The sequence below is a fragment of the Elusimicrobiota bacterium genome, from assembly GCA_016706425.1.
GTDB lineage: Bacteria > Elusimicrobiota > Elusimicrobia > FEN-1173 > FEN-1173 > JADJJR01.
On the sequence record JADJJR010000001.1, the window covers coordinates 539,088 to 561,464 of the forward strand.

At 64.5% G+C, this 22,377-nt stretch carries 2 protein-coding genes (1 of these 2 cut by a window edge); both read left to right on the forward strand.

Going from position 1 to position 22,377, the window contains the following annotated elements:
• Complete coding sequence (locus IPI56_02295) at nt 1-22,149, forward strand: UTP--glucose-1-phosphate uridylyltransferase (GenBank protein ID MBK7544573.1); 22,149 nt, start codon at nt 1-3, stop codon at nt 22,147-22,149.
• On the forward strand, nt 22,146-22,377 hold the beginning of the coding sequence (locus IPI56_02300; GenBank protein MBK7544574.1) for a hypothetical protein. The gene runs 6,356 nt beyond the window's last position; the window shows 232 of its 6,588 coding nt (coding positions 1-232); it begins with the start codon at nt 22,146-22,148; its stop codon lies beyond the right edge, outside the window. The genes IPI56_02295 and IPI56_02300 overlap by 4 nt, the downstream gene beginning before the upstream one ends.

Here is a 22,377-nt window from a genome sequence, read left to right on the forward strand (position 1 = left end):
ATGCGGACAAACGAGACAAAAACCAAGTCCATTAACCTTCATCGGCGTATAACGGCGGGCGGCCTGGCGGTCGCCTACGTTTTTAGCAACGTCGTTGGCGCCCACGCCGCGGAAGCGAGCGTGTGGAAGGAGCGCCGCGCGGCCGCCGTTCGGCAGCGCGCCGCCGGGGCCCAATACGCCCGTCTGCCCGGGGGATTGGCCTCCCCGGCGACCGACGCCATTTTCCCCACCCGACCCTCAACCCTGTTCCCGACCGACAACCCGCCCGGGACGGAAGAAAACGCCCCCCTGTCTCCGGCGGCGACCCGGGCCTTCGGCTGGTTGCCGGCGGCGGTGACTGCCCACGGCGAAATCCGGCGGTTGCATGTGGCCCCCGGGGCGAACACGCCGGTGGTCATTCACCTGCAGGACGTGCACGAAATCGAAGAGGCGCAGCGCCACCTCGGGGGATTGGTGGAAGCGTTGTCCGCCGCGCGGCGCGCCGACGTGGTGGGCCTCGAAGGCGCCGTCGGCGCATTCAATTTAACCCCCTATCGCGCCGCGTCCCCCGACGTGGCCCGCGCCCTGGCCGGTGAATTTGTCCGCCTGGGTTACCTCACGGGACCCGAAGCCGCCGCCGTCGCGGCCCCCCGGTCCCCGACCCTTTGGGGGGTGGAGGACGCCGCCCTCTACAAAAAACACGTGGATGCTTTCGTCGCGTCGGAGCGGACGCGCGCCGTTTTCCTCAAACGCCTTGAGGCGCTGGACGCCTCGGCCGCGGCCTTGCGCGGCCGGGTTTACCCCCCGGCCCTGCGCGCCTTGGACGACCGTCGCCTGGCCCACCTTGCGAAAAAGGAATCCCTGGGGGAATACACCCAATCCCTCTGGGCGGTCGCGGCCGACAAGGCCCGATTTCCGAACGTCGAGCGGTTGGTGAAGGTTTTGATGGAGGAAAAACGCCTCGATTTTAAACGGGTGGAAGCGGAGCGGCAGGTCCTTATAGAGGCGTTGGTGCGGGTTCTTTCCCCGGCCGCCCTCGACCGCCTCATCAACCAAAGCCTGCGTTTCCGGGCCGGCGCGATGACCCACGGCCGATACTTCGCGTTTCTCCAGAATTTCTGCCGGGATCACGGCCTGCGCCTCGCCGCTTACCCGGCCCTTAACGCCTACATCGCCTACAGCCTATCGGCCGAAACGATTCACCGCGAACGGCTTTTGGAGGAGTTGGACGCCCTGGAACGGACCGCCCTGAAGGGTCTTGCCACCACGGACGAGGCCCGGCGTCTTGTGGCGGCCCGCCGCGGTTTGGTTTTGCTTGAGAAACTCGCCCGCCACACCCTGACGCCCGCGGAGTGGGACGCCTATCGCGGGGACCGCGACGCCCTGCGTCAAATTCCAACCATCCTGGCCGGGTTGACGGGGAAAGGCGCCGAGGCCGAATTGCCCGAGGACTTGCTGGCCCCCTTCGAAGGTTTTTGCGCCGCCGCGTTGGAGCGCAACCGCGCCCTGGCCGAGAACCTCTTGAATAAAATGAAGGTTGAAAAAGCCTCGACCGGGGTGTTGGTCACGGGAGGGTTTCACACGGCGGGCTTGTCCGAGATTTTGCGTGAAAAAGGCGTGTCGTTCGCCGTGGTCGCGCCGCGCTTGTCCCGTGTTCCCGAGGCGTCCCGCCCGCTGGACGTCTTCGCCCGCGCGCCGCTCCCCATCGAGACGCTGCTCGCCGGGGACGTCATCAATTTGGCCTACGCGCCGCTCACCCAAGTGGAGGGGACGCTGGCCGACGTCCCCCAGGGGGACGCCCGGCGGCAGGCGGCGGAAGCCCTGTGGGACACGCTTGATTCATTCCTTGGCGAAGTCAAAACCGGTTTCCAAGGCGAAGACCAAGCCCGGTTTGAGACCTGGGCCTCGGGGTTCAAGTCCATCAAGGCCGTGACCGCCCGGCCCGTAAAATTCCGCGAAACGCTCGACGCCGTTTCCATCTATCTTGAGACGCGGTCGGGGGTGCAAAAACCCTTTGTTGTGCTGGCGGCGCCTTTGGGGGGCGAAGAAAGTTTTCCCGCCGCGACCCCGGTCTACAGCGGTCGGTTCGCGCTGGATGGAATGGAGGCGAACGTCCGGGTTTACGATGCGCAAGACATTCCCCGCGGCGATTTGGGCGCGGTCGCCTGGGTGGACGCGGCGTCCGCTCTGCCCCGCCGTTTGTTTGCCGCGCTGCGGCGTCAGATCAACCTTCGCCGTTTGACGTCGGAGGAGCGCCGCATCGAAAGGGCCCACCGCGTCGCGATCGAAGAGGTTTCGAGGAAGAACGGCATCCCCGTCGAGAAATTGAGTCCTATTTTGGGCCACATCCGGCGCACGCGGGACCTGGTTTTGCGTTTGGGGGAAGAGCAAAACCTCCCCCTCGTGGACCGACAAATTCTTGCCGTGGCGGCCGCCGCCCACGACATGGGCAAGTTTCACGAAGATTGCGCGGAAAGTATATTGGAAAAGCGGTACCACGAGCGCGGGTCGGCGGCGCACAGGGCGCTCGCCGCCCACGAGGAAGCGGTGTTTGAAATGTTGGCCCGGCACCAATTGAATCTGGGGCCGGACGCTGAATTGGTCCTTCGCGCCCACAGCGCCATCGGACCGCTGGGCCAACACCCGCCGAACGCCATCGAGGGCATGACCGAACGCCACGTCCGAATGGCGTTGATCCTCGCCATGGCCGACGTCGGGGACGGTTACCGGGACATGAACCGCGATTATTTGAGAACCCGAATTGAGACGGCCGGCTTCCCGGACACGACGGCCCTTTCGACGGAATTTCAAAAGTACGTCCGGGGAGCGGACCGCGGCGGGTTCGGCGGCGCCGCTTCCACCGCCCAGGCCGCCTTCCAAGAAACGCTGGGTCGCGGCTGGTTCGGCGTGGCCACGGAGCGGACCCTGATCGATCACGCGGTGCGCACGGTCGAAGAGGGGTTGGCCGCGGGGACCGATCCAAGCGACGCTCGTCGGTTGGCGCTGACGGTCGCGGCCGTTCAGAAATACAATCTCCCCGGTCTCGCCACGCCCCCGGATGTTTGGTGGCCACGGCTCGTGGAGTCCCTTTGGCTGCGGGGCGCCACGGGAGCCCCCCGCGGGGAACGTCTCGGGGCCCTGCGGGAAGAGATCAAAAAAGTCGTTGAGGGGAATCCTTCTCTGGACGCCCTGGGGTTGGACCTGCTGACTCTTTCCCTCCTGTCGCCCGACCGCGTCATCGGGTCCGCCCTCTGGAAAACCCGCGCCGAAGCGGAATCCTCCGAGACCGGGTTTGTTGAGTCGGTGCGGGGGGAACTTTCGGACGCGGAATACGAACAGATCCGATTCGTTTTAACTTTGACGATTCAAAACATCCTTCAACACGGGGCTTTTGATCCCCGAACACCGGTGGCCTTGACGGTCTCGCGCAAGGCCGGGTATCTCGTGATCGAGGCGTCCAACGGTTCTTTCTCCGAATTGCCGCTCCATCCCGACGCGGGCGCGCGAAAGACTCCGTCGGATACGATCACCTTGCCCGGCCGCGTCTACACCAAAACATCCTCCTTGCTTTTTGGGTTAATGGCCGATGAAAATCTACGGGGGCCCAGCACCAACGACGGGGAAGGGACGTCTTACGTGATCGGCGAGGTTCGTCAAAGCCCGGGGCCGGTCTCCCGGAAAGCCCTGTGGAGCGATTCCGGTCCCGTGATTAAACGTGCGGAGGGGGCGCCGCTGCGCAAAGTGTCATTCACTTACGTGGCTCCGGTGATAGAGGCGGACACGCCGACGGCGGTCTCTCTTTTAATGGCGGACGAAGCGTGGAAAAGCGCCGAGAACGCCGCGATCGCTTGGCGGACCGCGCTGGACAACCAATTTTTGAAGAATCTGAGCGATCGGGACCGGGAAATGCGAATCGAGGAAATCTTCAACACGCTAACGTCTCTGCGGTCGCGTTTCCCCGACATCGATCGGTTCAACCTGGAAGCGGAAACGTTGTCTTTGGCCCGTGGGCCCGTGACTCTGTTGGAATGGACGGGCGCGGGTCATGCCGTGGCGGCCAAACGCGGTGAAATGGAAAACGCCCCCGACCTGGCGCGCCTCGCCCGCGTGGTGCCGACTTTGAACCTGTACCGGTTTTCCAAAATCTTGGAACAGCCCCTGGACAATATCGCCCAGCACGGGGACCCCAATGGACCGGCGGCGGTCCGTCTGGTGTTCAATCGCGGCGCCCTCTCTTTGACGGTGTCCAACAGGACCTCGGAACCCCTTCCGGCGGAATTGGCGGCCGTTCTGTTAAAAACGCACACGCCGGCCGATGAGACCCCCCGTTTTCCCCGGGGACCGCGGTCCGGCCACGGCATCGGGGCGGCGAGCATGATCATCATGGCCAAGGGACTTTTCGCGCCCGAGGCGCAAGAGCGGCACGCGCGGGACATCCGCATCCGGTTCGCCCGGGAGGAACAGGGGGACCAGGCCCTGTTTACAACCGCGGTGGATATTCCGGCCCTGCCCCTCGGGGATTCCCAAACAAACACCAACGACGGCCAATCCGGCGCCGCGGCGGTGGCCCGTTGGTTGAACGATCACCGCGCCGAATTCCGTTTGGTGGCCACGGTCGCCAAAGCGAGCCGTGACACGGACGCGGCCATAACCACCGAGCGGGGGTCCCAAGGCTACACCGCCGTTGCGCTCCATCCTTATCCGGTGTGGCGCCACCGCGCCAAACTCGATGAACTGGTGGCCGGTTTGGAAGCGGCCGCCCCGGCCTTAACGGAACCCGGCCTTTTGCGGAACGAATGGCGGGCGCTTCTCTGGCGGGAGTTGGGGCACGCGCGCGCCGCGATCGGACCCGCCGAACCGACCGCGCCCGGGGCCGCCATCCGACTGGTGGGGGGCGACCTGTCGTCCGCGGAACACGCGCGGGTCAACCGGGCCATCCAGGCCCTCATCAAAGCGGGAAAAGCGGCGGCCGTTTACGGGGATCGCCCCGGGGTTCAAGAAAACGACAAAGCCCTCGCGACCTTGTCCCCCGCCGAGGCGACCGACGGTTTCGTCCTGGGGTTGCGCGGGATTTTGCGCCACGCTTTCGACACCGGGGAATGGCCCTCGGATTTCGATTTGATCGTGGTGGAGGGGGACATCCCGGCGGATGTGGCTTTGCACCCCGGCCATCGTCGCCACCAGGCCTATTTGCCCCGGGCCCTCTTTGACGGGTTGAGGAACCTGCTCCCCACGCTTTCCGGGCGTGCCGACCGAGAGAGCTTCTGGGAATTGATCCGGGAAATGATTCGCCACGAAATGGAACACATCCGCCACTTTGAAAAAACGGGGAAACCGGGGGGGGAGTCCGCGGTCGACGCGGTGGCCGCGTCCTCGCGGCCGCGGGCGCTCTTCCGGGTTTTGCACAGCGCGGTGGCCGCGCGGGCGGCGGGGGCCGCGCCGCGGTGGGACAATTTTTTTGACCGTTTTCGCGGAGAACGGACTTCTTATTTGCACGCCTACCTCCACCTGACGCCGGACCAACACCTGGCCATGGCCACGACCCTGGTCCGGCGGCAATACACCCGGGAAGACCGGGTCTTGGCGCAGCTTCACCTGGGGGCTGTGTTCGGCGGGTCCGACCCCTGGTCCGTCGTGTTCAAGAAAGCGCTCGCCCTGCTTAAAAAGAAGAACCTCGTCGACCAGGACCCCGAAACGGGAGACGCGTTCCCTCTCTGGAAGTTCGTTCAAGAATTGACCCGCCAGCACGCCCTGATCCGCGATCCGCGTCCGATCGGTGAAATCAACGTGATCGCGCAATCCCTGGACCAGTTCGACCCCTGGACACGGGGGGACGACGCCCGCGTCGGCGATTCCCTGCGGTTCCCCGGCCCCGGTCAATCGATGGCTTTGCCGTTGACGCGGGAGCAATTTGAAAAGCTCTTGGCGGACGGATGGTCGTCGATGAAAACCGCCGACCGGGCGGCGTTGTTGGCCCGGGTGTCGTACAACGAGGAAGGCCATTTACGAATAACGCGGGAGGATCTGGATCTGCTGGGCCGGCCGCTCGAGAAATTGAGCCTGGCGTCCCGGAGCGCGGCCGGTAAAGGCACGCGCTACGCGCGGGAAGATTTCGATGAGACGGGCCAAAAAATCATCCTCGACATCGCCAAGGGTGTTTACACCGTGCCGGTCGAAGAAGGCTCGCCCCGGGGGATCCTGGAGATCGTTTTGGCCCAGGCGCGGGCCCGCAACCTCGAGACCGGGGCGGGTTTCGAGGTGGATGTCCACACCAGCCATTTGACCGACCAACAAATCCGCTTAGAGCTCATCCGGCTCGGCTACGAGCCCAATTTCATGGAACGCTTCATGCCCGGATTTGTTCTCGAAAACCTGCCGGAATGGTTGTACACGCCCGGACTGTACACGCACCCCGCCGAAGGCTCCGCGCCGGTGAAAGTGCTTCGGGTGCGGGAAGCCCATCTCTTGGACGCGCGGTCCGGCGACTTTTACAAACACAGCGTGCCGGACCTCGATCTGTTGGAGGTGATGTGGCCCGACGCCCACGACACATCCTTCATCGACTTCATCGTCAGCGGACGGGCTTACGAGGTGTTCAAGCAAGGCAAACGTTTTCAGTTCATCGCCAACATCGACAACTTGGCGGCGGTCCCCTCCCCGGCGTTGCTCGCGGTGATGCGCCTGACCGGCGCCCCGCTCATCAACGAAGTCGCCCAAAAGCCGAAAGGCGCCAAGGGCGGTTCGGCCATCAAGTTTAGAGCGGGGCGGGTCCCGGGACCGGTCAATTTCGGCCAGCGGCGGGGTTTGGCCGAAGAGTTCCAGTTCGACGCGGCCTTCTTAAAGGGGTTGTCCCCCGATGAGGCTTCGGCCTATTTCCCGATGTTCAATACGGCCAACTACGTGGTCGACATCGCGCAATTCTCACGACGGTTCTTCAACGCCCCGGACGCCACGGAATCGGATGTCGAAGGGATGCTCAAGCGGTTTTACGACGCGCGCAACGACCCGGAGGAACTGCTGGCGATGCGGTTTGATTTGATCAACGATTACCGCCGCCAGACCCAGTTGTGGGAAAAAGACAAAACCCACCCCGCCCTCCAACCGGCGAGCTTGGCGGGCATGGTGACCTGGCGGGTTCCGACGCTCTTTGTGGAGGTGCCGGCGGGCGTGGCCGGGGGCTCGGATTCGCGTTTCGAACCCTTAAAAGAGAACATCGATAATTTCACCGCGAACCTCGCCCTGGTGGAACGTTTGGCGGGGGCCGGGCTTTCCGCCGGGACCCCGGTCGAGACCCTGCGCCCCGACGGCCTCTCCCCGGCCGACGCCGCCCGGTGGAAAAGTCTGGTGACGAAATTCAAAGGCAAGACGTTGACGCAGGCGCAAGCGGATTTGGCGTCCAACGTCCGCTCGATTCGGGATTCCTTGGCCCGGGTCGCCGGCAAGCAAGCGCGGGACTACGCGGTCGGGCCCCCTCCCGCGGCGCCAAAGCCCCGGGCTCCCCCGATCGAACCGATCATCCCGGATTTGGGGGCCGTGAGCGCGGACATCGACCCTCTCGGCAAACTGAACCAGAGCATTCACAGCCTGAAGAGCATCGGGGACGTGGTTCTTCCCTCCGATCACCCGCTTTACGACCGGGGCGTTCCCCGGGACTTCGAAGTCCACCTGATCGGCGGCAAGGGCAATTTTCAATATGTGTTCAACGGTCCCTTCGGCCGCGTCCGCGCCCACGCCAGCGGTTTGACGTCCAAGAACAGCGACGATCCCCGGAAAATCCTTTACGTCGCCCAGGCTTATTTTGATGAGAACTTCGTCCAAGTCCCGGACCGCGTGGCCGCCGATCTGATCCGGGAGACGGACCGGTTTGATAAGTGGTGGCAAGCGACCCACCCTCCGTTGGAAGGCGCCGGTGATTTCGTCGGCTGGCTGGGGGCCTGGGCGCGAAAATTGCTCACCAACGTCGATTCCGGTCTCGAAGGCGGCGTCCAGGTGGCGCGTCCACAAGACGCGGCCATCCACGGGGAGGTCGTGCACATTTCCTACGAGGGCCCCTTTTGGGGGGCGGGGGGGGTGCAGGACGTCGTCACGGAACTGTTGCCGGAATTATCGCGGCAAGGGGTCAAAACCCGTCTTTTCGTTCCTCTTCATCAATTGGGTGTTTCGCGGGAGGTTCGTGACCTCTTCTTGAGCCGGGGGGTGGAGGGGGTGTCCCAATTCCCCTTGACCCGGGGCAAACACACCCACACCGCCCTGCGGGTAACGACGGTGGTTGTGGACGGAAAAACTTTTGGCGTTTACGAAACGGAATTCGAGGGCGTGACCGTGAATTTCATCGCCCACCCCGAAATGTTCTCGAATGGCTACGAGGGCCAGGAAGCCTTTTGGTCGAACGTCCCCGCGGACGTGCGCGAGCGGGTGGCGAACGGGGAAGCGGTGGAATCCTTCCGGTGGGCCTACGCCGGGAAAGAATACGACGCCCGCCTTCTTCGAACGGCCACGGTGGACGGTCGGGGGTCCTTTGTGTACCGGACCAACTACGGCGGGAAGGAAATCGATTTCGCCGGATCCGTCGAGATGTTCCGGGCGCAGCGCACCACACGGGACCTTTATTGGGAAGCCACGTTGTTCTCGGCGGTTTCCGTCCGAGCGATGGAGGCCTTGAATCTGAAGCCCAGCGTCGTCCAGGCCCACGATTGGCAAGCCGCACAGGCCCTGGCGTACGTTCGAGGACACGCCCCGACCCGGGCGATTCCCGGGCGACGGGCGTTCCGGGTGGCGGTCAGTGACCGGTACGGGCACGAGCTTTTGACGGAACTGGGCAGCGGGGAGCTGGTCGGGGTTTTCCGCGAAGACGAAGAGGGCCTTTTGGGCATCACCAACGGGATCAGCCACAAAGGTTGGGACCCCGCCCAGCCCAAGCCCCGTCGGCAACAGCCGGCCCCGGAGGAGAACAAGCCGGTCTTGCTCGATTACGACTACGCCCCCTTCAGCGCGGAGAGCCCCGGCGGGAAGGTCAAGAACAAAACACAATTTCAGGAGGCGTCCGGGTTGACGGTGGATCCCACCGCCCCCCTGTTCGCGAGCGCGTTTCGCATCACCGGTCAAAAAGGCATCGAGGAAATCCTCGGCGCCGCGGCGCGGATCCTCGACAGCGGTGGGCAGATCGCCATTCAAGGGGTCGCCCACCCCGAAGAGGAGAAGCAGTACAAATACGTCGCGCGGCTGAAGGAATTGCAGAACCGGTTCCCCGGGAAGATGGTGTTCCGCGAGACCTTCGATAAAGACGCCGTCCCCTATTTGCTCGCGGCCGCGGATTTCTCCCTTTGGCCCTCGGAGTTCGAGCCCTGCGGGGTGGCCCACCAACAAGCCATGCGCTACGGGGCGGTGCCCATCGGTCGACGCGTTGGCGGTCTGGACACGACGATCATCGATGAGCGGGAGTACCCGGGGCACGGGACGGGATTCAAATTTAATTTAAAAACGGCGGATTCCCTTTGGTCCGCGGTGGAGCACGCTCTGGCCGTTTACCAAACCGACCCCGCCGCTTACGGGGATATTCAAAAGCGGGCCATGGTCGGCCCCCGGGATTGGTCGGAGGTCGCGCCGGAATATCTTGACGCCTACACGGCCCTGGACCGGGGCGAAATCCGCGAGACGGACGGGTTGGGGGACGCCGCCTTGATCACCGTGATTCACAACGCGGGCGCCGGTTACCAAGGGCGTTTGCCGCCGGGCGAGGCCGCGGGCCGGTTCGCCTGGGCCAAAAGTTTGACCGGGGGGTTCCCCCCGGGATTGAATTTCGACCCGCAGGGCGGGGAGTTTTATGGGTACTTGAACGCGTTGAAAATCGGCCTGGTCGCGCAGAACCACCAGCGCCCGGTGCAGTCCGACGCGCTCATCGGCCACCTGCCCGTCGGGGTGGACTTGGCCGCCATCCCCCTTCAACGGGCGGCCGAGGTCCGGTCTGTCTATTCGGCCTTGGAGGGTTGGTTGGCGACCAAACTGGCCGGCCCCCCGCCCGCCACGGGAAAACAGAACCGGGCGGACACCGTCTGGAACAAGGCGGCCCTGTTGCGGGACGAGGTCGCCGGGCTGCTTCAAAACACCGATGTGGGCGTCTTCGACGCCGATGGAATTCAACGCCATTCCCAGGCCCGTGTTTTGGGGTATGGGTTCTCTCAGGATCCGACGGGCGGCGCCCGCGGTCGGTTGGGCCTGAGCGATGAGTTCTTTGAAAGAAACTCCGTCTTGCACCCCCACCTTTTGGAAGCCGCTTTTCACGAAGCGTACCACGTTCTTTTTGGTCTCGACGCCAAAACCACCCATCACCGCGACGCCCTGCGTCTGCAAGCCGTGCTTTTCTGGGGGCTTTCGGTCGAGGAGGCCTTCGCCCTTTCTTTAGACCAACTCGAAAACCACCCCAAAAACGCCCTGGGCCGCGCCCTCCGCATTCGCCGGCTCATGCGGGATTTCCGGGGCGAAGACATTTACGCCCTCCGCGCGCTCCTGCGCGAAAAAATGGTCCAGGGGCGGTTGATCGAGTTTTTGTCCGAAGCCGACGACGCCCTGTTCGCACCGCTCGCCCTGTCGCCCACCTCCCTGGAACGGCGCGTCCAGGAGCGGATTGATTTGATGCGCCGGGTGGAGGGGGAGGCCCCCCGTTCCCCTGGACAGGACGACCCCCGTTACGCCGAAGCCCGGCGCACCGAAGAGGATTGGGCCAAGCCCCTCATGGATACGGGCCCCGTGGAGGCGATCCATCCTGTTTTGAAAGCCATCGCGCTTTTGGACGATGTTGAGGAAACCCAATTGCTGGACGCCCTGGGCGCCGCGGTTGTCAAAGACGCGAAACTCGCGGATCGCCCCCTGGTGGACAGCGTTTTGTTGATGACCGGCCGCGTCCCCGCCAAATGGGCGAAGTTGCACGGCATCGCTTACCAACGCGTCTACCACCTATCGGCCGAAGGTCGGAAAGTGTGGGCCGGGGGCCTGGGTCCGGTGCAGGTGTTTCACAGCGACGCGGAGCGCGAAATCACCCGGGATTCTTCGGTCGATATTGCCGACATCGAGCCCGATTACACCCATCGGCGCACGGCGGAGGGGTTGGTGCCCGCGGACGGCGTGGCCCCTTCGACCCCGCTCCTGCCCTCCGACGAACCGGTTTTTGATCTGGAAGTGGTGTTCGAGGACCGTCCGGTGAAAATCCGGGTGCGGCCCATGAAAGGCCCCGAGGGCAACCCGGTGTACCTCTTCCGCGACAACCCGGACGGAGAGGCGTTTTTCACGAAACAACTCTACGATTACCGCGGCGGGGGGGACAACCCCGCCAGTTGGGAGGATTTCACCGCTTTTTTCAGCGTCGCCTCCTTGGCCATCATCGCGCATTTGGAAGAGGCCCGGCTCCGCGTGTTGGGGGCGGCCTGGCGTCCCCCGGTCATCCACGGCAACGACGCCCAGACGGCCATGGTCAACGTGCTGGTGTCCGAAGCCGTGGCGGGCGGCAACCCGCGGGCCGAGGCCCTGGCGAAAAAAATCCCATTTTTTAAACCCTTGGCCCGGTGGATCGCGCCCAGTTTTAAAACCCACACCTACGGCAACCGGCAGGGTTACACCTGGGGCCGCCCCACGGATCATTTCGGACTCCTCTCGTTTTTGAGCGGCATTCCGGCTTGGGACCACAATCGATTGATGGGTTATTTCGCGCGCAGGGGTCCCGAACAGAACGGGTACCCCGACGTCACCTCGGCGGGTATCGCCGCGACCCCCGGCCACGTGCAGGGTGTGGCCCGCAAGCACGCCTGGGACGTGGCCCGGAAATACGACGATCCCCATCGGGTGGTCGGTATCACCAACGGCGCCAATTTGGAATGGTCGGCCGGCTTGTTTCGCCGTCTATTGAAACAGGTGGGGGGAGAGAGCGTCGACCAGAACCGGCCCACCGCCGCCCAGGTGAAGGACGCCAAACGGTTCGCCAAACAGGAATTTTTCACGGAGCTTTTGGCCGTCAACGACCAAGGCCAACCCAAACATTTGGAATCGGAAGTCTTCAACCGGTTCCAGGATGTCCTGCGGGACCGCACCACCGGCACCCCCGCGCGGGTGGACCCCGCGATTTTGGCCCAGCCGACCGTCGGTTTTGTCGGTCGTTTGGTGGTTGAAAAGTTCAACATGGGCCGGGCCTGGGCGCGTTTTGTGATCCGCGCGTTGGTTCGCGCGGGGGTCAACGTGGTTCTTTTCGCGCCGATTCAGCAAAAAAGCGACCCCTCGAGCCCCAGCTCGACCATCGCTCTCGCGCTCACGCAATTGGCCGCCAACCTTGACCGCGAATGGAAACCGGGGCACGGTCGCCTTTTGTTTATCGATTCCCGGGATTCGGAATTGAAAAAGAAGGCGTTGACCTCGCTCGATATCCTCGTTTTGGATTCCGACAAAGACACCGAAGCGAACGGCTACACCGAAGTGGCGGCCTCCGCGTCGGGCGCTTTGGTGATGGCCCCGCCGTTCCACAACGGCGAGGGGCTGATCCGCGGGCAGGGGATTCCCATCGACTGGTCGGCGCCGGGGCACGGCAACACCATTTTGCCCGAAAATCAAAAATCCGAAGCCTACTTGCAATCCCTGCTCCAGGCGACGGAAGTGTATTTTGATCGACCCGACGATTTTGCCGCCCATCAGGCCACCTCGGTGCGTTTGAGTCGGCCCCTGGAAGCCCGGTTGACGGCGGCGGCCTCCCTGCGCGATTTCAACTTGAGCTACCAACTGCCGGTGGATGTTCGCAGCGACGGGCGGTGGCGGACGGGCGTTGTGGCCCCCGCGGGCGTCCCGGTCAAGATCGACGCCGTCGTGCGGCTCCGACCGGGAGTGGACACACGCCACGTGGAGACCCGCGTTCGCCTGGCCCCGGTGCGGGCCTGGGGCATGGACTGGGGCGCGGTCCAGGAAATAACCCTCCAGCCCACGAATTGGGTGGTGACGGGCGAACTCGGGTCCCAAAACGTCACCTACGCCGTGGAAGTGGAATTGGCGCCCGGGCAATATGAATTTATCGTGGAAACCCGCGACCGACGCGAACGGGAATGGCTGGTGCAGGAGGGGATTTCCTGGGGACAAAACAATCGTTTGACGATCGGGGCGCCCTCGGACCCCGCGGGGCTTCTGCCCTTCTGGCGTCCCGTGATTCAACAGCTCCGCTTCCTGGGGTGGTCGGATCGGCGGATCGGCGCGGGTCTGGGTTTCCTGGAGGAAGTGCTCCTGATGGGGGGCGTTTCCTTGATCGCCGGGGCGATGGGGGGCCTGTTCGGCCTGGGGGCGACGGCGGGTTTCTTGTCCGCCTCCGCGGCCGCGGCGGTCCTCTTCCCGTTGGGGCACGTCGGCCGTATTTTCTATTACGATTATTCCGGACGGTTGAAGACGCGGCAAACGTCCGCGCGCGAGCTTGTCCGTCTTTTGACGGTGGGCGGGCTGTTGCGCGCGATCCACGCCGGGCTCTTTTTCGCTTTGCCGTGGGTGTTGACTCTCCTGGCCGGGGCGCCGTTGGCGGGTCCGCCGAGCGGGGTGGTGATCTGGGCCGCTCAAATCCTTCCTTTCCTGGTTGTTCCCGCTCTCCACGCGCGTTACGATTTCCGCCCCCCGGCCGGCTGGCCGCTCGCCGTTTTCGACCCCCTCGCCCCTGTAAAAAAATTGGTCCCTGTTCTTCGAGCCATTCGATTCATCCCGACGACAGGCGCGCCGGTAGACGGCGGCGCCTACAACGCGAACCCCCAACGCACGCGAATTTTGGACAAGGCCTTCGCCCGCTTGGTCAAAGCCGATCCGGCGGCTTTGGCCCAGGTGAACATGACCGCCTTGCGCGCCATCGCCGAATTGGTCCTCGAAAACACGGAACAACACGGGACACCGGGGGCGGAGGCCTCCCTCGGGCTCCGAATCCAGGATGGCCTAATCCGACTGGAAATATTTAACGAATCGGCCGAAGCGCTTCCGACGGCGTTGAACGGGGAATTTTCGGTGGAGCGCCCGAACGGCGCCGTTCCTGAAGCCGAACGGGGCGTCGGCACGCGCTGGGGACAAGGCGTGTCAAAAATCCCCACGCTCGCCGGGGTTCTTTACCGCGACGCGGAATCGGACCTTTCTTCAAAAATTCGTTGGTCTTGGCGGCGGGACCCGTCGGACGGAAAAATTGCCTTTGTCTTCACGGCCCCCGTCCCCGCCGCTCGACCCCAACGGCCGTCCCCCACCGAGTTCGCGACCGAATGGCAGATGTCCGGTCCCGCGTGGCGACAGGCCAAAACCGCCGCCCGGTCCGTGGTCTTGGTTCTGTTCCTTTCACTGGCCGGTTGGGGCCTGCCGGTGGAATCACCCCGGGCCCAACCCCCCATCGCCGCGCCCGCGGCGAGCGCAGACCACTACATTGACGCCGAGGCGTACCAGGCCTTCCTGCTCCAGCGCCCCGCCACGCCGGCGATCCCGCGGGAATACGCCCGGGCGATTTTGTTGGGTCTTTTGCAGGACCTGATCCCGAATCTTCTGGATAAATCAACGCCCGAGAGCTCCACGCCCTCGATCGAAGAATCCCTTTATTTCTATTCCAACGCCCGGCAGGCCATCGAGGCCATCTTGGATTCCCCGGCCCTCTTGAAGAACATCCAAGCGCCCGAAATCGTGGACGCGCTGAAAGCGTTGCGCGCGGATCTTTACGACGAATTCGTTAATAAAGAGGTGGGAGCTCCGGACATCGTTTACTGGAAGAAACGCTTCGCGGCGGTGCGCGGTCTCCTCGAATTGAGCGCCCCGTTGGTCCGGGAGTTCCTGCGACGGCAACCGGCCGTTCCATCCACCGCCGGCACACGATTGGGGTCTTTGTCGCCCCTTCGGTCGGAGCGGGAAACCTTGCTGGCCATGGTCGGGGTGCTTGCGGCGGCTCCGCGACCGCGGCGGCGCAGCCTCTGGGAGAAAGCGGGGGCGATAGACGAGGATCGGCCGGCCGAATGGTTGGGTTGGGAAGTGCGGTCCATTCAGTTGCCGGACGGGCAGACCCTGCGCGTGGCCCTGCGGCCGGGCAACCCGGCGGTCCCCGGCGTGGTTTACATATACGGAGGGGGGGAAGCGGCGTTCAACCCCGCCTTGGATTTTGGCGAAGCCACCGTCGTGATCATCGAGCGGCGCACCGAGGTGAAAGCCCAAGAACTGATTCTGAAAGCCGCCGCGGATATTCGTCTGGTCCTTCCCCGACTCGAAAGCCAGAACATCCATTTCCCGCAGGGATTTTTCCTGGTGGGCCACTCCTTGGGGGGGCACATCGCGGCGGAACTGGCCACCGCGTCGCCGACGGCCTTCGCCCGGAAAATCCGCGGGATTGCCACCATCAATTGGGCGGTGCCGCAGCCGGCTTTCATCGGGCAAATGAACGCGGTGATCGGGTGGATGAATCAGTCGGTGCGGGTCTTCTCGCTGTTCACTTTCTGGCCTTTCGTGCCCGCCCAATGGGCGAAGTTCCGTGAAACCGCCATCAAAAATCTCGACCGTTTGATTGTTCCCCTCACGGCGCACGCCTATCAAATCGTGACAGGCCGTACCCTGGTGTTCGACAAACACTTCGCGCCCCTCAGCCAGGCCGCGGCGGAATCGGAAGCTCTGCAGCACTATTTGCGGGACCGATTTTCTCAAACTTGGGCAACTTTTGAACGGGAAAACACCCTCCCCATCCTCCTCATTCGGAACACAAACGATCCCTTGACCTACGGATTGGCGGCCCGCGTTCGCGACCTCCACGTTTCCGATGAATTCTCCGACCAACGTCCGGTCCGTTGGGCGGTCAATTTGATGACGGGCGACCACCCGGCGGAGTGGCACAGTCCTCACATGGACGCGAGCCAAGTGGCGCTGGTGGCGGACGCCCTAAAGCAGTTTATGAAGCACGCGACGGCGCCGGCGGGGGAAAACGTGCTCGACTTCCCGCCCGCGGTGGCCCGCGCTCCCCGCGTTGAATTTCGCCAATGGGGCCTCTTGGGTTCCCTGGGTTTTGCGGTGGGGCTCGCGACCCTGTCGATGGTCTATTTGGCCGGTGTGACCGTGGGACAGGCTTCCCCGGCGCTGGCCGCGTTGGGCACGGCGGGAACGGCGTTGCTTGGGTCGGGTCTGTGGAGCGCGTTGGTCCGCGTTCGCCGTCTGAACCGTTGGGGCGGGGTTTTGGGCGGGGAGCCCACCGCCGTGAGCGTGGGCGGCGCCGCCGCGGCCGATTTCGTCGGCGAGACCTATTTAAACATGGGCGATGAAAAACCCCTTTTCGCCCTCGTTAGCCCCCTCAACGACAGCGGTTTGTCCTTTGAAATGCAGACCGCTGTTCGGGACGACTGGGCGGCGCGGCGGGGGTTCTTCGCGCGGGTGTTGGCGGTTTTACCGCGGTCTTGGCAGGTCGCCCTGGGGTGGGTGTCCGTGTCCACCGTGACTTTCATGGGTTACATGGGCCGCGCGCTGGAGTCCGGCCTGCGGGACCCCTGGAAAACAAAGATGTTGGAGGTGGAAATCGATCCCACGCTCCCTGTCTCGGAATGGAGGAGCGCCGCCTTGACGCCCAAAGTTCGCGCGAAAATGCGCGCGGCCGGGGCGAGTGAGGCGGCCATCGATGATTTTTCGAATTGGGTTGGCGCGACGCTGGCTGTGTGGGAGGGGCGGCCGGAACGCAACGTCCTACGGCAAACCCAAACGGTGCGAAACCTCTTGATCGCGGGGGTGTTGTTCCGCGCGGGGGCTTACCCGCGTCCCGGCGTGCTCCGCCTGGCCGCCTTCCACAACGGCTTGGCCGATTTGGCCCTGGGTTTGGGGAGTCGGGTGATCCCGGTGCCGGTCACCGTCGACACCGCGGCCGATTTCACCTTGACCGCCCTGGACGGGGAAGGCCGCGCGCTGATGGGAGAAAAGGAAATCGGTTACGCCACGCGCGGGGGCGTCCGCCGCTTCGGCCTGCGGCGCGCCAAGGGCCTTTCGGCGCGGCCCGTGGCCGACCCCCTGGCGCTCGATATCCTTCGACGGGACGCGCCGATCTTCCTCGGTCCCGGGAGCCCCCAGAGCCTGTGGGGGTGTTTGGTCACCGCGGGCGTTCCCGAAGCCCTGGCGGCGGCCAAGGCCGGTGGACGCCGCGTCACCTGGGTGTTCAACGCCACGCAGAACACCACCACGGCCGGGCGCTCCCCGGAGCAATTCGCCGAAACCCTCGAGCGGTCGCTCGCGTCCCTGCTGAACGCGCCGGTCTCTGTGGGGGATTATTTCACCCACGTTCTCGTGAACCGGGCGGTCCTTGACCCGTCTTTAGTGGACCACCTCCGTCGCGAGGAAGACGACACCCGTCGCTTCGCCCGGGACCCTCGCCAACTTCACAACGTGGGCCGGACCGACCGCGGTTTCTGGACCCAAGCCACGGCGGAAGAAACCCAACAATTTTTTGAAAGCCGGGGCGTTCGCCCCTACGTGATGCCGCTGGCGGAGCTGTCGTCCGAGGGATACCGGTACGTCGCGCCGTTCATCGAGGGGATTTTGGCCCTTCAGAAATTGGGGTTCCGCCCGCAAATCTACGATCTCGACGACACGCTGACCGACGCCAACCGGCCGCTGGAACCCGCCATGGCTCAGGCCCTGTGGCGGCTTTTGCGGGCGGGCGGTTTATTCGCCGTGCATTCCAAATCGAATTTCGATGAAGTCAAAGAGCGGGTGGCCGACGTCCTGCGGGTCATGGCGAACCCACACGAACGTTACCTCCTGCGAATGCTTTTAAGCGCAAGCCTGGCCGACATTCGGCGGGTGGAGGCCGACGGACGCGTGGACGCTTTGCGCGGTTACGATTTCATGGAAGTGGTCACCCAGGCCGCTGTTCAGGAAAGGTCGCCGAGCGCCGTGAAGACGCTGTTGATTGACCGGGTGGGGCCCCTGATGGAGGGTCTGTCCGAGACCGACCAAGCCGCGGTTCGCGCCGTGGCTCTGGGCGCCGACGCCGAGCGGCATCTCGGGGAGCAACCGATCAAAGCCCTCGTGGGCCTTTGGTTGGAAACCGTCATCGCCCGGGTGGCCGCCAGCCCGCGCGCCGCGGGGGCCGTGCTGGAGCGACGCCCCCTCGACCGGGACGACAAGGTGATGTACGCCCTGCGCAAGATTCCCAACGACGCCAACGGACGCCACCGCCGCCGGTGGGCGGCGTGGATGAACGCGCAAGCCGCGGCGGCCGGACTGGCGTTCCGTTTTGAGGTCGGCGGCAAAACCTCGATTGACATCAGCGACGCGTTTTTGACCAAGGCGCGGGCCCTGGAAATTTTCGCCCGGTATTTCGGTTACGACCTGAGCGACTTGATTTACGGTGGGGACAAGTTGGAAATCGGCGAACCGGACCGACCCGCCGCCGAGCGCGCCGCGGCCTACCTGGCCGCTGCCGGTCGATTGCCTGAGACGCCGATCCCGGGCCGTTTGGGCATCGTGCCCCGACGCGCCGGATGGGAAGGCATGGCCGAAATGATTGATTTGTTCGCGCGGGTGCTCGAGGCGGAGAACCCGCCCATCGTTTTCCAGTCCGACCGCTTCCCCTCCTCTTGGTCGGACGACATGCGCCGTTTGGCGACGTTCGGTGGGACGGGCTTTTTGGATATGGTATCGGGCGGTCGGCGGGCGTTGATTGAGGCGATGGATTTGACCACCGACCAGACCGATGATTTGGTTCGTCGCCACCACGCCATCCGCACCGCTCTGCAACACCCCGCCGCCTTGGACGAGATCACGGGCTACGCCAACCGCTTGATGGACGCCGAAGGCGTCCGCCACGTTGTTTGGGCGGGCGTGGGCGCCACCGGGCCCTATGGGCGCCTCTTGGCGCGTTGGCCCAGCGGTCGCCGCGCCGCCGGCGTCTTCGGGGTCGATCAGGCCGCGCCCGAGGCCGTCGCCGATTTGGAATCCCGACTGATCGCGGCCGAAGCGAGCCTTCGGGAGCGGTTCCTCCTTCGTGTCGGCGCGCGGGGCGTGGCGGCGCGGGTCCTGGCTCGCGCTTATCGGCACGCGGCCGTCGTGATCGTGACCAAGGGCGGGGAGAGCGACCTCCACGCGCTCACCCAATATTTCGACGCCGCCCTGCGGGGCGCCGGGGCCCCGGCCGGGCATCTCCTGATTTTGACGGACAACGACGGCGCCGAACTCAAGGCCGAAGCCGTGGGTCGCAATTGGGAAACAAAACCCATTTCGCTGCAACCCGGCGAATCCGTCCAGCAACGCCACTTTTATTCGACGACGTGGGTGTCGCTCTTGCCCTTGGCGTTTAAGCGCTACGCGTTGAAGGATCTCCTGGCGCGCGTGGCCCCTTATACGCGGGCGCGGGGGGAAGGATTGGACGGGTTCGTTAAACTGGGGGCGTGGCTTCGCGGCTGGTCGACCGAGGGAAAGAACCGCGTCGCCCTGTTGTTGCCCGCCGCTTTGGAGGGGGTGGGCCCGCTCGTGAGCCGCTTGGTGGAGCCGAGCTTGCTGCACGGCGATCAAAGCATTTTGGTGAGTTATTATGACGGTCGCGCCCCGCCCGTGCCCGTCACGGGCGCTGAAGACATCGTGTATGTCCGCCTGGCCATCCAGGGGCAAGACGATCCGTCGACATCCCGCGCCCGGTTTTTGGAAACGCAGGGCCAGCCGGTGGCAACCATCGTGCTTCCCGAGGGGCGGAGCGGGGACCCGTTGTCCGGCCGGGGAACGGAAGCTTTCTTGGCCTTGATGGACGGTTTGGAAAAAACCATCAACGCCATCTCCCTCTTGCGGGGCGATAACCCCGTGGCGCCCATCGCCCTTCCGGAATTCGACCGTCTCCGGGCGATGTACGCCGCCGAGAAAAGCGGGGCCGAGCGGAGCGAACCCCTGGCGCGTTTTGGTCGCGTGGCCCTGCGGGGCGAAGCCCTTCGCGATGCGGGGTTGGAAAGCTTTGTGGCCGAGGCCCGTCGCCGCGCCGCGGACGATTCCGCGCCGGCCCTTTACGCGGCCCTGTTGGATGTTCTGATGAACGACCGCGTTTTGGATTTGGATGTCCAGGAAGTCCGCTATTACGGTTATCCCAATCCGCGTCTTAAAGCCGCTTTGGTGGAATTGCAGTCCCGTTTGTGGGGTGCCTTCGGGCGGTTGGTGAAATACGGGGACGGCGCCCACCTGGGTCTGGTGAGCGGTCTTAAACGCGCCGTGGACACCCGGGGCCTTTCGACCCTGGTGATGGCGGTGCGCCATCCCGCCCATACGTCCGCGTTTGGCCCCCTGTCCGGGGAAGGCGTGCAAAGCGCGCAAGAGGCGGCTTACCGGCTCCTCCGCGACAGAAAAAAAGCCGTCCTTTTGCTGGAGGTGGATGAAATGACGCCCGCCGCCCAGGCGGATCTGGAAAAGTTTCTCTCCGAGGCGGCGCGCCACTTGCCCCGCCCGGCGATGCCGCGGGCCCGGACGGGCCTGCGCGGGTTCTGGCCCCGCGCCCTGGCGGTGCTTTTGGTGGGGGGCGCGATCACCTTTTTGGCCCCCGCGGTGGGCCTGGTGTCCACGGCGTGGGCGGCCGAAGGCAACGCGGTTTCCGTGGCGGGCGTCTTTGTGCAACCCGTGTTCCTGGCCGCGGTGACGGGCGCCCTGCTGTTGGCCGTTCTGTTGTCCCGTTGGACCCCGGCTTGGTTGGGCCGTTGGGAGGCGGTTCGGGATTTCGTCTTCATGATGGCCTCCGGAAAGGGCCCCGGGGCCGGCGGGGGGGGGGCGGGCCGTGGGGCATGGAATTTGACGCGGGAACAAAGTATCCGTCTTCGGGAAATTGGAGACATGGACGCCCGGGCGCGGCGGGCGGGGGATTTTGAGACGTTGCGGCGCATTTCCTCTTGGGGTCGTGAGCGGTTGTCCTGGATGAACGACCCCGCACTGGCCCCGGCTTTTCGGTCTCTGATTGAGCGGCACGACGCGCAACGGGCCTATTTATGGAACCGAATCATAGGGAATGGCGAATCGGTGGCGGTGCCTGTTGATCAAATCCACGCTCTCCTGATGGAGAGGGTCGGAGGGAACGCCCCCGCGGTGTCCGAAAGAGCGCACCGCCTGGCGCGCGACATTTTCGATCGAGATCCCCGCGGTTCCCGGGATCTGAACGAATGGCTCGCGGGGGCCACAACGGAATTGCGGGCTTTCGCGGAGGCCGCCGCCCCGTCTCTGCGCCAATGGGTGGTCGGATCTTCGGAGGACATCCAACCCATGGCCCATCGCTCCGGTATTGTGTTGGGCCTGCTAAATCGCGTGGAAATTTCCCTCCCGGGAAATCGGTGGTTGTTGGTGACGGACGATGAACAGCACGTGCTCACTTTCTGGTGGAAGATGTGGCGCGCGGGCCGGTGGCCGGCGAACCCCGTGTTTGTGCACGTGGACGATCACAACGACACGACCCCCTGGCGGGACGCCGACGTGGCCATCCCTGAGACCGCGAGCGTTTCGGACGTCGCGGCGTTGACGGACAAAACCCGAGAATCCGGTTTCCTCGTCCCCGCGTTCCGAACGGGTCTCCTCGCTTTCGGACGCAGTTATTTCGTCGGACCGGGGTCGGGGTGGCGCCCCGGGCCCTACGCGCCCAAGGACGCGGCGAACGGCCAATTGTTCCCCGCCCGCATTGTTGACGCGGACGCGACCGAGCCCGTCCGCCCGAACGTGCTCAGCATCGATTTGGACGCCTTTTTGCGCTTGACTCCTGAGGAAAGGGAGGCAAAGTTCAACGCGGTGTCGGTGTGGGCGGAAGGTGCCCAGCTCATCACCCTGGCGACAAGTCCGGGTTATATGGAGGACGAACGGCAGGCCGAGGTGGTTCGCTGGGCCAAGGATCTCGCCGGTCGATTTGAAAAATTTCCCGCGGCGCGTCCGAGCGCGAGGCTCGACCGCCCGCGCGCGGAAGGGGGGGTCACAACCCCGGCCCTGGTGACCGGTCTTCTGGTTGGAGTCTTGGCGGCGCTGCCCGTGGCCACATTGGGTCCGTTGGTCGCGGGGCTCACCGGGGGCCTAGTCACCGTCGTCGCAGCTTTTGTCATTGAAAACCTCTTGACCCTTCCCGGGATTCGCTACGCCCCCGCGCGCGCGGCGCTCGCCCGGTTGAAGACCGCGGTCCGTGTGGCATCCCCGCGGCCGACGACGCCGTCGTTTATCGAAAATTGAACGAAGCCTTCCTGGCTTTTAAGGCGGATCTAAAAACCGCGGCCGACGCCATGAAAGACACGGCCCATTACCGGTCGTTGATGTGGACCTATTCGGAAGGCATCGACGCCGTCGCGGCCGAAGTGTTTGAACGCACCGCGGCCCGGTGGCCGGTGTTGCGGTCCGCCGCGCTCATGGCCTACGGCAGCTACGGTTCGCGCCGCCCGGGTCTGGCCTCGGACATCGATT

Coding starts and splice junctions, on each gene's coding strand:
- IPI56_02295 (MBK7544573.1), top strand. CDS start 1: ATGCGGACAAACGAGACAAAAACCAAGTCCATTAACCTTCATCGGCGT.